Raw genomic sequence first — 12,504 nt, 5'->3', positions numbered from 1 at the left:
AGGAACCCCATGGCAGGCCTGAAGCCCGGATCGCCGACGCCCGAGGACATCACCGTGCACGGGCACTCGCGGGTGCTGGAGATCGCGTTCTCCGACGGCGCGCGCTTTCGCATCCCCTTCGAACTCATGCGCGTGTATTCGCCGTCGGCCGAGGTGCAGGGACACGGGCAAGGCCAGGAAGTGCTGCAGACCGGCAAGCGCGAGGTGACGCTGCTGGGGCTGGACCCGGTCGGCAACTACGCCGTGCAGCCGGATTTTTCCGACGGCCACAACTCTGGAATCTTCACCTGGGAATACCTGTACTTCCTGGGCAAGGAACAGGAGCAGTTGTGGGCCGATTACACGGCCCGGTTGCAGGCCGCCGGCGTGAACCGCGACACGCCCATGCCGCCCAAGGGTGGGCATGGCGGCCACGGCTGCGCCAGCCACTAGCCTCGCGCCCGCCCGCGCTGTTGCGCGAACCCCCACACAATCCCTGAACAGGCGCAGGGTTGTGCCCGCCTGTACACCGCTTTAGCCCTAGCATCGGACGCAATCATGTCTTCCACCCATTTCGGTTTTCAGTCGGTCGATGAAGCGGACAAGGCCCGGCACGTCAAGAGCGTGTTCGATTCGGTCGCGCCCAAGTACGACCTCATGAACGACCTGATGTCCATGGGCATGCATCGGGTCTGGAAGAGCTACACGACCCTGGTGGCCAACGTGCGCGAAGGCCACCGTGTGCTGGACATCGCGGCCGGCACCGGCGACCTCACGCGCGCCTTCGCGCGCAAGGCCGGCAAGACCGGTGTCGTGGTCCACACCGACATCAACGAAGCCATGCTGCGCACCGGCCGTGACCGGCTGCTCGACGAAGGCATCGTGGTGCCGAGCATGGTCTGCGACGCCGAGGCCCTGCCCTTCGCGTCCGGCAGCTTCGACCTGGTCAGCGTGGCCTTCGGCCTGCGCAACATGACGCACAAGGACAAGGCGCTGGCCGAGATGTGCCGTGTGCTCAAGCCACGCGGCAAGCTGCTGGTGCTGGAGTTCTCCAAGGTGGCCAAGCCGCTCGAGAAGGCCTACGACTGGTATTCCTTCAAGGTGTTGCCGCAACTTGGCAAGGCCGTGGCCGGCGACGATGCCAGCTACCGCTACCTGGCTGAATCCATCCGCATGCACCCAGACCAGCAGGCGCTCAAAGGCCTGATGCAGGCACAGGGATTCGGTCACGTGGACTATCACAACATGACGGGCGGCCTTGTGGCGCTGCATGTCGGCATCAAATGCTGACGACTTCGATCTGATTACTGACAGGAGACCTCGATGAAGATCTGGACATTTCTTTTGGCTGGCGCGCTGATGCTCACGCTGGGCACGGACGCCGACGCCCAGCGCCGCATGGGTGGCGGCAAGTCCTTCGGCAAGCAGTCGAACAACGTGACGCAGCGCGAGGCCGCGCCGCAGGCACCGGCCGCCCCCGCGCAGTCGGCCAATAACGCCGTGCCGGGCAAGGCTGCGGCCGCGCCCAATGCGGCAGCTGCTGCGCCCAAGCGCCCTTGGGGCGCCATGCTGGGCGGGCTGGCCGCCGGCCTGGGCCTGGCCTGGCTGGCATCGTCGCTGGGCCTGGGCGAGGCCTTCGGCCAGTTCATGCTGATCGCCTTGCTGGTGCTCGTCGCGATGGTCGCCATCGGTTGGTTCATGCGTCGACGCGCGCAGCCGGCGCAGGCTGGCAACAGCCCGTTCGCATTCCAGGGTGCGGCCGCCGGCACGGCAGCCACGCCGCGGGTGCCGCCGTCCTATCGCCCTGAGAACGTCGGCAACGATGCCTCGGCCCGGCCCTGGGAGCGCAGCGCCACGGCGTTCGACAGCACGGCCACGGGCGGCAGCATGATCGGCTCGGGGCTGACGGGTTCGCAGAACTGGGGCATCCCCGCAGGCTTCGACACCGATGGCTTCCTCGTCGCAGCCAAGCGCAACTTCGTGACGCTGCAGTCCGCCTGGGACCGCGCCGACATCTCATCCTTGCGCGCCATGATGACGGACACGATGCTGGGCGAAATCCAGGCGCAGTTGAAGGAACGCGAGGCCCACACCGGCGGCCCGTCCAACAAGACCGACGTCGTGATGCTGGACGCCAAGCTGCTGGGCATCGAGGACCTAGGCGACGACTACATGGCCAGCGTGGAGTTCTCCGGCATGATCCGCGAGGAGCCCTCGGCCGGCCCGAGCCCGTTCCGCGAAGTCTGGAACATGACCAAGCCCAAGAGTGGCAACGTGGGCTGGCTGGTCGCAGGCGTGCAAGCGCTGCAATAAGCTTTCAGCAAGCGGCGGCGCAAGCCGCATTGCAGGAATAATCGGGGACCATGGCAACATCGTCCCCTTTTTCTTTTCTCGGCGACCTCGCGGGCCGTGTCGGCGGATCGCTGCAACCCCCGGCCTGGGCCGTGCAGGAGTTCCACCAACGCCTCGTCCTGCTGCTGAACCATGTGCTCATGCAGGAGCCCGAGGCCATGGAGCGCCTGCTGCGCCACCAGGGCCGCACGGTGCTGCTGCAGTGGCGCCAGTTCACGCTGCGCCTGCAGGCCACGCCCGCCGGCCTGGTGGACCTGGCTCCGGCCGGCGTCCTGCCCGACCTGACCTTGACGGTCGCCGAGGAATCGCTCGCCGCGCTGGCGCAGGCCGCACTGCGCGGCGACAAGCCTGGCGTGCGCATCGAAGGTGATGTGCAACTGGCCGCCGACGTGAACTGGCTGGCCGAGCATGTGCGCTGGGACCTGGAGGAAGACCTGTCCCGGCTGGTCGGCGATGCACCGGCCCACGCCATCGGCCAGGTCGCCCGCACCGTCTCCGAGGCCTTGCAGAAATTCGTCGGGCTGGCCGCGGGCCGGCGCGGCCGGCTCTAGACATGCGGCGTCTGGCGCGCGGCGTCACCATCGTCTGGATCGGACTGCGCTACGGCCTCGACGAACTCGTCCTCTCCAGCTTTCGCCAACCCTGGCTGCGCGCCCTGACGCGTCTGTTGTCGCTGGGCCGGGATTTGAGTGCACCGCGCGGCCAGCGGCTGCGCGAGGCGCTGGAGCGGCTCGGGCCGCTGTTCGTGAAGTTCGGCCAGGTTCTGTCGACACGGCGCGACCTGCTGCCCGCCGACATCGCCGACGAACTGGCACGCCTGCAGGACCGTGTGCCACCCTTCCCGTCCGCCGTGGCCGTGGCCAGCATCGAGCGCGCATTCGGCAAACCGCTGGACCAGATCTTCGTGCAGTTCGACCAGGTGCCCGTGGCCAGCGCGTCCATTGCCCAGGTGCACTTCGCCGTGCTGCGTGACCGCAAGGGCGGCGAACGCGAGGTCGCCGTTAAAGTGCTGCGCCCGGGCATGCTGCCCACCATCGAGCAAGACCTGGCGCTGATGCGCATGCTGGCGGGCTGGGTGCAGCGGGCCTCTGCCGAGGCCAAGCGCCTGAAGCCGCTGGAAGTGGTGGCCGAATTCGACAAGTACCTGCACGACGAGCTCGACCTCGTGCGCGAGGCGGCCAGCGCGGCCCAACTGCGCCGCAACATGGCGGGCCTGGACCTGGTGCTGATCCCCGAGATGTTCTGGGACTACTGCACGCCCGAGGTCATCGTGATGGAGCGCATGAAGGGCGTCCCGATTGGCCAGACCGCGCGCCTGCGCGAGGCCGGCGTGGACATGCGCAAACTGGCGCGCGACGGCGTGACCATCTTCTTCACGCAGGTGTTCCGCGACGGTTTCTTCCATGCCGACATGCATCCCGGCAACATCCAGATCAGCCTGGAGCCCGCGACCTTCGGCCGCTACATCTCGCTGGACTTCGGCATCGTCGGCACGCTGACCGAGCACGACAAGGAGTACCTGGCGCAGAACTTCACGGCCTTCTTCCGGCGCGACTACAAGCGCGTGGCCGAGCTGCACATCGAGTCAGGCTGGGTGCCGCGCAACACGCGCGTGGATGAGCTGGAGGCTGCGATCCGCGCCGTGTGTGAGCCCTACTTCGACCGGCCGCTGCGCGAGATCTCGCTGGGCATGGTGCTGATGCGGCTGTTCCAGACCTCGCGACGCTTCCAGGTCGAGATCCAGCCGCAATTGGTGCTGCTGCAAAAGACGCTGCTCAACATCGAGGGCCTGGGCCGCGACCTGGACCCGGAGCTGGACCTGTGGAGCACGGCCAAGCCATTCCTCGAAAAGTGGATGATGAACCAGATCGGGCCGCAGGCGCTGCTGCGCCAGTTGCGCGACGAGGCACCGCGCTACGCCAAGCTCCTGCCCGAAATACCGCGGCTGCTGGTCGAGTTCCTGCGCCAGGGCAGCCGGTCCCAGCGCAACGACCAGCAGATGCAGTTGCTGCTCGCCGAGCAACGGCGCACCAATCGACTTCTGCAGGCCATCATCTACGGCGGCATCGGTTTTGCTTTGGGTTTGCTGGCCATGCAGCTGTGGTTCAGGATCCGGCTGTTCTGAAATCGCCCGCGTGCGGGCACTGTTGATGGGAGAGATGGGATCGTGCTGCTGACCTTGGTGTTTGTCTACCTGCTTGCCACCATTGCCATCGGCCTGTGGGCCGCGCGCCGCGTGAAGACCACCGCGGACTTCGCCGTCGCCGGGCGCAACCTGCCGCTGGTCATGATCGTGACCACGACCTTCGCGACCTGGTTCGGCTCGGAAACCGTGATGGGCATCCCGGCCAAGTTCGTCGAAGGCGGGCTGAACGGCGTGGTCGAAGACCCGTTCGGTGCCGGCAGTTGCCTGATCCTGGTCGGTCTGTTCTTTGCCGCCAAGCTCTACAAGATGGACCTGCTGACCATCAGCGACTACTACCGCGAGCGCTATGGCCGCGTGGTCGAGGTGGCCTGCTCGCTCATCATCATGCTGAGCTACCTTGGCTGGGTCTCGGCCCAGGTCACGGCGCTGGGCCTGGTGTTCCATCTGCTGTCGGCCGGGGCCATCAGCGTGGCGATGGGCATGGTCATCGGCGTGGTCTCCATCCTGGCCTATACGCTGTTCGGCGGCATGTGGTCCGTGGCCGTGACCGACTTCATCCAGATGATCATCCTGGTCGCCGGCCTGGCGATCCTGGCCGTGTTCGCGGGCCAGATGGCCGGTGGCGCCGACAAGGTCATCGACCTGGCCCTCAGCCGCGACCTGTTCAAGTTCTGGCCCGAGCCCAGCCTGCACGACATGCTGTTCTTCTTTGCAGCGGCCATCACCATGATGCTGGGCTCGATCCCACAGCAGGACGTGTTCCAGCGCGTGATGTCGGCCAACAGCGTGTCGGCTGCGACCAAGGGGCCGGTGATCGGCGGCGCTTGCTACATCCTGTTCGCCTTCGTGCCCATGTTTTTGGTCGCCAGCGCGCTGATCATCATGCCGGAGCAGACCCAGGCGCTGCTGGCGGACGACCCGCAGAAGATCCTGCCGACGCTGGTCATGGAGAAGATGCCGTTCGTGATGCAGGTGCTCTTCTTCGGCGCCTTGCTGTCGGCCATCAAGTCCACGGCCTCGGCCACGCTGCTGGCGCCCTCGGTCACCTTCACCGAGAACATCTGGCGCCAGTTCGTGCCGCGTACCAGCGACAAGCAGGAGCTGCTGACCATGCGCATCACGGTGCTGGTGTTCAGCGCTTGCGTGCTGGCCTATTCCATTGCCATGGAAGGCACTTCGATCTATGAACTGGTGTCCGGCGCCTACCAGGTGCCACTGGTCGGCGCCTTCATCCCGCTGCTGTTCGGCCTGTACTGGAAACGCGCGAGCACCCAGGGTGCGATCGCAGCCATCGTGGCCGGCATCGGCACTTGGCTGCTGGTCATGTACACGCCGGCGGCAGAGGTCTTCCCGCCCCAGCTAGCTGGCGTGCTGGCCTCGCTGGCTGGCATGCTGATCGGATCGCTCGCACCTCAGTGGATCGCCAACCGGCATGCCGCACACCACCCGCTCGTGACGAGCGCCTGATCCTGCGGCGCAAGCCCGGCCGGCGCAGGCCGCGGCCTATAATCGAGGGTTTTTCCGAGCCCACGCAACACCTCTTCGCCATGCCAATTTACGCTTACCGATGCGAGTCCTGCGGCTTCGCCAAGGACGTGCTGCAGAAGATCTCCGACGCCCCGCTGAGCGATTGCCCGCAATGCGGCGCGGCCTCGTTTCGCAAGCAGGTCACCGCCGCCGGCTTCCAGCTCAAGGGCTCGGGCTGGTACGTGACGGACTTTCGCAACAACAACGGTGGCGCGCCCGCGCCCAAGACGGACGCTGGCAAGGAGGCCCCGGCCGCCGCGGACAGCGCAGCCACCAAGCCGGCTGACTCCACGGCCAAGCCCGAGGGCAGCAGCGCACCCGCGGCGGCCGCGCCTGCCGCCAGCCCCACCCCCTCCTCCGGCACCAGCTGACCCACCGATCCATGACCGCCTTGCGCAAATGGCTGGTTGCCGGCTTGCTCGTCGTCGTGCCCGCGGTGATCACCGCCTGGGTGCTCGAATGGGTGATCAGTACGCTGGACCAGACCCTGCTGATCCTGCCCGCCGCGTGGCACCCGGACCGTCTTCTAGGCTTCCACGTGCCCGGTTTCGGCGTGCTGCTGGCGCTTGGCATCTTGCTGACCGTGGGTGCCGCGGCCAGCAACTTCTTTGGCCGCAAGCTGGTGGATTGGTGGAACCACCTGCTGCACCGCATTCCGATCGTGCGCTCGGTGTATTCGGGCGTAAAGCAGGTCTCGGACACCGTGTTCTCCGAGAACGGCAATGCCTTCCGTACGGCCGTGCTCGTGCAGTGGCCGCATGCCGGCATGTGGACCATCGCCTTTGTGACAGGGGCGCCGCGCGGCGACACGGCCAACCATCTGCCACCGGATGAGTACCTGAGCGTCTACGTGCCGACGACGCCCAATCCCACCGGCGGCTACTTCGTGCTGGTCAAGGCCAGCGACTGCGTCGAATTGCGCATGAGCGTGGACGATGCGCTCAAGTACATCGTCTCCATGGGTGTGGTGGCGCCAGCGACGCCCCCGGCCCCCAAGCCCACCCTGCGCTGAGCCTGACCGCCGGCGCCACCGTTGAAACCGGCGCCACCCCAGGCGCCCCGACCACCAGCCTCGATATGAAATCTCAAATGCGCACCACCTATTGCGGCCTCGTCAACGAAACCCTGATGGGCCAGACCGTCACCCTGTGCGGCTGGGTCAACCGTCGCCGCGACCATGGCGGCGTGATCTTCGTCGACCTGCGCGACCGCGAAGGCTATGTGCAGGTGGTCTGCGACCCGGACCGTCCCGAGATGTTCGCGGCTGCCGAGGGCCTGCGCAACGAGTTCTGCATCCAGGTCACTGGCTTGGTGCGCGCACGGCCCGATGGCACGACCAACGACACCATCCAGAGCGGCAAGATCGAGTTGCTGTGCCACCAGCTCACGGTGCTGAACCCGTCCGTGACCCCGCCCTTCCAGATCGACGACGAGAACCTCAGCGAGACCACGCGCCTCACGCACCGCGTGCTGGACCTGCGCCGGCCCTACATGCAGAAGAACCTGATCCTGCGTTACCGCGTGGCGATGGAGGTGCGCAAGTTCCTGGACTCCAACGGCTTCATCGACATCGAGACGCCGATGCTGGGCAAGTCCACGCCCGAAGGCGCGCGCGACTACCTGGTGCCGAGCCGCGTGCACGACGGCCATTTCTTTGCCTTGCCGCAGTCGCCCCAGTTGTTCAAGCAACTGCTGATGGTGGCCGGCTACGACCGCTACTACCAGATCACCAAGTGCTTCCGCGACGAGGACTTGCGCGCCGACCGCCAGCCCGAGTTCACGCAGATCGATATCGAGACCTCGTTCCTGACGGAGGAGGACATTCGGGCCATGTTCCAGGACATGATCGTGACGGTGTTCAAGAACACGCTGGGCGTTGACCTGGGTGAGTTCCCGGTCATGACCTACCAGGAAGCCGCGCGGCGCTTCGGCTCCGACAAGCCTGACCTGCGGGTCAAGCTGGAGTTCACCGAGCTGACCGACGTGATGGGCGATGTGGACTTCAAGGTGTTCTCGGCGGCAGCGAACGCCAAGGGCGGCCGTGTCGTGGCCCTGCGCGTGCCCGGTGGCGCCAGGGAAGGCAGCGGCCTGTCGCGCGGCGAGATCGACGGCTACACCGAGTTCGTGAAGATCTATGGCGCCAAGGGCCTGGCCTACATCAAGGTCAATGAGCTGGCCAAGGGCCGCGACGGCCTGCAGTCGCCCATCGTGAAGAACATCCACGACAAGGCCTTGCAGGAAGTGCTGGCGCGCACCGGCGCACAGGACGGCGACCTGCTGTTCTTCGGCGCCGACAAGGAGAAGATCGTCAACGACGCGATTGGCGCGCTGCGCATCAAGATCGGCCACAGCGAGTTCGGCAAGAAGACCGGCCTGTTCGAGAGCCGCTGGGCACCGCTGTGGGTGGTGGACTTCCCGATGTTCGAGTTCGACGAAGAAGCCCAGCGCTACACCGCAGTGCACCACCCCTTCACGGCGCCCAAGGACGGCCACGAGGACTGGATGGTGACCGCGCCCGAGAAGTGCATCTCCAAGGGCTATGACATGGTGCTGAACGGCTGGGAGATGGGTGGCGGCTCGGTCCGTATCCACCGTGCCGACGTGCAGCAGAAGGTCTTCGACGCGCTGAAGATCAGTGCCGAGGAAGCCCAGCAGAAGTTCGGCTTCCTGCTGGACGCATTGCAGTACGGCGCCCCGCCGCATGGCGGCCTGGCCTTCGGCCTGGACCGCATCGTCACGCTGATGACCGGCGCGGAGTCGATCCGCGACGTGATCGCCTTCCCCAAGACCCAGCGCGCCCAGGATCTGCTGACGCAGGCCCCGGCACCGGTGGACGAGAAGCAGCTGCGCGAGCTGCACATCCGGCTGCGCAACCCGCTGGGCACGACGACCGCCTGACACGGCCGCCGGGCAGGGTCAGCGCGGCTGGCCTTGCCCTTGCTGGCGTTGCAGCAATGGGCCGATGAAGTTGGCCGGAATGGCGTAGGTGATGCCCGAAGGCTGGGTCAGTGCCGTCTCGCGGCTGCCGCGCACGAACACCATGTTGATGACGCCGATGACGGCTCCGGTCTGCGGGTCGAACACCGGCCCGCCGCTGTTGCCCGGGTAGGCCGTGCCGTCCAGCTGGAAGATGTTGAACGCGCCCTCGCGCACGCTGCGGATCGAGCGCGCGCTGAGCCGCTGGTCGTTGGCCGCCGGCAGCACGATGGGCGTAATCGACGACACCATGCCCCGATGCGTGACCGGCGAGAAACCGAGTGCGCCACCGATCGGGAAGCCCGTGAACGCGATGGTCTGCCCCTCCTTGACCGCGTCGGAGTCCCCCAATGCCAGCGCGGGCGCCGGTGCACCGTCGAAACGCAGCACTGCCAGGTCACGCGGCCGGTCGATCTCCAGCACCGTGACGGCGCGCATCTGTAAGTCGCTGCCGCGGCGGACCTGCACGACGAGGTCGGACCCATCGGACGCCTCGCCGGGCTGCGGCAGCACATGGGCGTTCGTGATCGCGAGATTGCCGTCGCCGATGACAAAGCCGGTGCCGCGCAACGCGAAGCGGGGGCTGTTCGTCGCCTTGTAGGTGCCGACGATCAGGATCGACGGCTTGGTCTTCTCGATCAGCTCGATGAACTGCGCCCGGGCCTCAGACGCCAACAGCCCCAGCGCGCAGCACGCCAGGGCGAGCCGTTGCCGCATGCGAGACGACATCAGAGCGTGGCGCGCAGCTTTTCGACCTCGGCCTGGCCGGCATACTTGTCGCCCAGCTTCGCGATCTCATCGAGCTGTTTGCGGGCGTTGTCCTTCTCGCCTGCCTTGGCGTAGATCTTGGCCAGGTTGAGCTTGAACAGCGGATTGGCCTGCAGGCCCACCACGCGGCCCTGCAGTTCGATGGCTTTCTTGTATTCCTTCTGCTCAGCCAGCAACATGGCCATGGTGTCCATGAACGCGGCCTGGTTCGGCGCGAGTTGGTTCGCCTTCTCGGCATACGCAATCGCACCGTCTTTCTTGAGCTCAGACGTGACCCAGGCCAGGTTGTTGTAGGCCACAGCATTGTTCGGCTGCACCTTCACCACGTGCAGATATTGCTTCTCGGCCTCCGCGAACTTCTTGTCGTTCAGCGCCTGGTCCGCCAGATACATCGGGACCGCGACATCCTTGGGCTGGGTCTGCAGCCAGTTGCCGATCACCCGGTCGGCCTCGGCATTTTTGCCTGCTTGGCGCAGCGCCACGTGCGAGCGGATCAGCAGGTCGGGCGACGCGACGGTCTTGAGCCCGGCCTGGAACGCAGCCACAGCGCCGTCCAGGTCCTTCTTGTCCATGCGGGCGTCGCCTTCCAGCAGGAAACCGATGGGCTCCTTGGGGCGCTGCTTCTGGACGGTGCGCGCCAGGGCCACGGCGTCATTGAGCCTGTCCTGCTGCAAACGGATGCCGATCAGACGGCGTTGCGCGTCGACCAGGTCAGATTGCAGGTCCAGTGCCTTGCGCAGGCTTTGCTCGGCCGCCGTCGCGTTCTTGGCCACCAGTTGCGCATCGGCCAGCCGCAGCAGCGGGGCCCAGGCCTGCGGTTGCAGCGAGGCCGACTTGGCCAGCGTGGTCAGCCCCTGGTTGGTGTCTCCTGCTGCCATCTGCGCACGGCCTGCCGCGTCCAGCATCTGCGCATTGTTGCCGAGCACGGCCACACCGGCCTGGCCGACGGACGCCGCCTGCGTGGCGTCCTGCTGGCGCAACAGGTAATCCACCAGCATCACGCGCGGCGCCACCTCGTTCGGGTCGACCGCGATCGCGCGCGACAGCAGGTCCACGACTTCCTTCTTGTGGTCGCCCGCCTCCCGCACGCGCAGTTCTGCCAGTGCGATCATCGCCCGGGCGTTCTTCGGCTCGCGCGACAGCAGATCCTCGAAACGCTTGCGCGCATCGTCGGGCTTGTTCATGGCGACGTCGACGCCGGCCAGGCTCGCAATCGTCGGGAAGTAATTGGGGTTCGTGGCCAGCGAAGCCTCGAAGCTCTTGCGCGCTCCTTCCAGGTCGTTGCGCGCGAAGTACACCCGCCCACGCAACTGCCCCGCGATGGGCGTGTTCGGTGTTTTCTTCTCCAGCGAGTCGATGGCCTTGAGCGCCTTGTCGAGGTCGTTCCTGCGCATGTACGTGCTGATCAACGCCAGGTCGGCCGAGGTGCCCTTGTCGGAGGCCGCAATGTCCTGCAGCTGTGCCAGGCCGGAGTCGAACTGGCCGCTGGCCATCTGCGTCACAGCCAGCACGGTCCGCTTGCGCTGGTCGTCGGGATCGAGCTTGGCAGCCCGGGCGAAGTACTCCTCGGCCTTCTTCGCGTCGCCGTTCACCAGATGGATTTCGCCGGCCAGCGACAGCAGATTGGTGTCGGTGGTCTTGTCGTTGACCACACTGGCCAGGACCGTCTGCGCCTTGGCCGGTTGCCCGGACCGCAGGTACGTCATGGCGAGCCAGCGTCGTGCCAGGCCCAGCGTGGGCGCTGCCTGCACCGCCTTGCTCAGGTGTTCCTCGGCCGTCACCAGCGAATTGAGCGCCAGCTCGATACCGCCAGCCATTTCCAGGCTGCGCGGATTGTTCGGCGTGACCTTGAGCAGCTGCTGCGCCAGCTCGCGGGCCTTGGGGTAGTCCTTCTTAGCGAAGGCGATCTGCGTCTCCAGGTAGCGGGTCTCCGGGTGGTTGGGCGCGACCTTCTTCAGCGCCTCCATCTCCTTGTCGGCCTCCTCCTGCTTGCCCTGGCGCATCAACAGGTTGAGCGCGCCGATATGGCCCTGGATGAAATCCGGCCGCACCTCGGACGCCTTGCGGTACGCCACCAGCGCCTCGTCGGGCGCGTTCTTCACGGACTGCAGCAGGTCGCCGCGCAGCTTCCAGGCCTCTGCGTTCTTGGGGTCGCGCGCGATCAGCGCGTCCAGCTGCGCCGTCCCGCTGTCGATGTCACCCTGCACGAGCTTCTGGCGTAGCTGGATCAGCGTGGCGGCCGAGTTGTTCGGATCGGCCTCCAACGCCGTCTTCAGCGCGGCCTGGGACGCCGCCTGGTTGTTTTCGACGGCATACGCGCTGGCCAAAGCGGTTTGCAGTTCCGCCACCGCGGCGGGCGCGGACAGCTTGGTGTTGCCGAATTCCTCGATCAGCTTCTTGAACCTGCCCTGCAGCAGTTGCGTCTGCGCCAGCTTTGGCACCACCTGGTCGTCAGGATGCTTCAGGTCGCGCGCCTTGCGCAACTCGATCTCCGCTGCGGCCACGTCGCCGGAACTCAGCAATGCCGAGCCGAGCAGGAAGCGTGCCTCAGGGGAATCAGGCTGCTTCTGCAGCGCGTTCTTGACCTGGATGACCGCAGCCTTGTGGTCGTTCTTGGCCATGTACTCGCGGGCCGATGCCAGCAGCGTCTGCGGGTCGTCGCCGCCGCAAGCCACGAGCAACAGGGCGGTCGCGAGAGCGGCCGTCGTGGCGGCAAAAGGGATGTTCTTAAGTGACATGGTGGCGGTTCCCATCGA

Annotated in this window: 11 protein-coding genes; 9 read left to right on the top strand and 2 right to left on the bottom strand. The window is 66.3% G+C overall.

Features of this window, described 5'->3' with window-relative positions; genetic code table 11:
* Nucleotides 1–9 precede the first annotated feature (9 nt).
* The 9 genes from ASF43_RS14080 to aspS all read left to right on the top strand — a co-directional run bounded on the left by ASF43_RS14080 (nucleotide 10) and on the right by aspS (nucleotide 8,902).
* Nucleotides 10–432, top strand: coding sequence for a gamma-butyrobetaine hydroxylase-like domain-containing protein (locus ASF43_RS14080; protein ID WP_056182028.1), 423 nt, complete (start codon nucleotides 10–12; stop codon nucleotides 430–432).
* Between the two features lie 105 nt (nucleotides 433–537).
* Nucleotides 538–1,269 (top strand): bifunctional demethylmenaquinone methyltransferase/2-methoxy-6-polyprenyl-1,4-benzoquinol methylase UbiE, encoded by a 732-nt coding sequence (gene ubiE, locus ASF43_RS14075; RefSeq protein WP_056182026.1) that lies wholly within the window; start codon nucleotides 538–540, stop codon nucleotides 1,267–1,269.
* 33 nt (nucleotides 1,270–1,302) lie between these two features.
* The gene (locus tag ASF43_RS14070) at nucleotides 1,303–2,292 is read left to right on the top strand and encodes a Tim44 domain-containing protein (RefSeq protein ID WP_056182024.1); all 990 of its coding nucleotides are present in this window, start codon (nucleotides 1,303–1,305) and stop codon (nucleotides 2,290–2,292) included.
* Between the two features lie 50 nt (nucleotides 2,293–2,342).
* Nucleotides 2,343–2,882, top strand: a complete 540-nt coding sequence (locus tag ASF43_RS14065) for an SCP2 sterol-binding domain-containing protein (RefSeq protein WP_056182021.1) — start codon at nucleotides 2,343–2,345, stop codon at nucleotides 2,880–2,882.
* A 2-nt stretch (nucleotides 2,883–2,884) separates the two neighbouring features.
* On the top strand, nucleotides 2,885–4,456 hold the full coding sequence (gene ubiB, locus ASF43_RS14060; protein WP_056182018.1) for a ubiquinone biosynthesis regulatory protein kinase UbiB: 1,572 nt from the start codon (nucleotides 2,885–2,887) through the stop codon (nucleotides 4,454–4,456).
* 42 nt (nucleotides 4,457–4,498) lie between these two features.
* Nucleotides 4,499–5,944, top strand: coding sequence for a sodium:solute symporter family protein (locus ASF43_RS14055; protein ID WP_056182015.1), 1,446 nt, complete (start codon nucleotides 4,499–4,501; stop codon nucleotides 5,942–5,944).
* 80 nt (nucleotides 5,945–6,024) lie between these two features.
* Nucleotides 6,025–6,375 carry an FmdB family zinc ribbon protein gene (locus ASF43_RS14050; protein ID WP_056182014.1) on the top strand — a complete coding sequence of 117 codons (351 nt, stop codon included), beginning with the start codon at nucleotides 6,025–6,027 and terminating at the stop codon, nucleotides 6,373–6,375.
* An 11-nt stretch (nucleotides 6,376–6,386) separates the two neighbouring features.
* A complete protein-coding gene (locus ASF43_RS14045) occupies nucleotides 6,387–7,016 on the top strand; it encodes a DUF502 domain-containing protein (RefSeq protein ID WP_056182010.1) in 630 nt (209 codons plus the stop codon).
* 77 nt (nucleotides 7,017–7,093) lie between these two features.
* Entirely contained in the window at nucleotides 7,094–8,902 is a 1,809-nt protein-coding gene (gene aspS, locus ASF43_RS14040) for an aspartate--tRNA ligase (protein WP_056182008.1), read from the top strand.
* Between the two features lie 18 nt (nucleotides 8,903–8,920).
* Here the strand turns inward: aspS and ASF43_RS14035 are convergent, their stop codons facing one another.
* Together ASF43_RS14035 and prsT are read right to left on the bottom strand one after the other, a co-directional pair.
* Nucleotides 8,921–9,697 carry a serine protease gene (locus ASF43_RS14035; RefSeq protein ID WP_156373311.1) on the bottom strand — a complete coding sequence of 259 codons (777 nt, stop codon included), beginning with the start codon at nucleotides 9,695–9,697 and terminating at the stop codon, nucleotides 8,921–8,923.
* Between the two features lie 11 nt (nucleotides 9,698–9,708).
* Nucleotides 9,709–12,501, bottom strand: a complete 2,793-nt coding sequence (gene prsT, locus ASF43_RS14030; protein ID WP_235578249.1) for an XrtA/PEP-CTERM system TPR-repeat protein PrsT — start codon at nucleotides 12,499–12,501, stop codon at nucleotides 9,709–9,711.
* Between the last annotated feature and the right edge of the window lie 3 nt (nucleotides 12,502–12,504).

The organism is Pseudorhodoferax sp. Leaf267 (assembly GCF_001422405.1).
Lineage (GTDB): Bacteria > Pseudomonadota > Gammaproteobacteria > Burkholderiales > Burkholderiaceae_C > Pseudorhodoferax.
The sequence above is the reverse complement of the archived record's forward strand: the minus strand, read 5'-3'. Positions and strand labels throughout refer to the sequence as shown.

Bases quoted from the DNA above. Each gene is read 5' to 3' on its own strand.
- ubiB (WP_056182018.1), top strand. From the start codon at position 2,885: ATGCGGCGTCTGGCGCGCGGCGTCACCATCGTCTGGATCGGACTGCGC.
- aspS (WP_056182008.1), top strand. From the start codon at position 7,094: ATGCGCACCACCTATTGCGGCCTCGTCAACGAAACCCTGATGGGCCAG.
- ASF43_RS14080 (WP_056182028.1), top strand. From the start codon at position 10: ATGGCAGGCCTGAAGCCCGGATCGCCGACGCCCGAGGACATCACCGTG.
- ASF43_RS14065 (WP_056182021.1), top strand. From the start codon at position 2,343: ATGGCAACATCGTCCCCTTTTTCTTTTCTCGGCGACCTCGCGGGCCGT.
- ASF43_RS14050 (WP_056182014.1), top strand. From the start codon at position 6,025: ATGCCAATTTACGCTTACCGATGCGAGTCCTGCGGCTTCGCCAAGGAC.
- ubiE (WP_056182026.1), top strand. From the start codon at position 538: ATGTCTTCCACCCATTTCGGTTTTCAGTCGGTCGATGAAGCGGACAAG.
- prsT (WP_235578249.1), bottom strand. From the start codon at position 12,501: ATGGGAACCGCCACCATGTCACTTAAGAACATCCCTTTTGCCGCCACG.
- ASF43_RS14035 (WP_156373311.1), bottom strand. From the start codon at position 9,697: ATGCGGCAACGGCTCGCCCTGGCGTGCTGCGCGCTGGGGCTGTTGGCG.
- ASF43_RS14070 (WP_056182024.1), top strand. From the start codon at position 1,303: ATGAAGATCTGGACATTTCTTTTGGCTGGCGCGCTGATGCTCACGCTG.
- ASF43_RS14045 (WP_056182010.1), top strand. From the start codon at position 6,387: ATGACCGCCTTGCGCAAATGGCTGGTTGCCGGCTTGCTCGTCGTCGTG.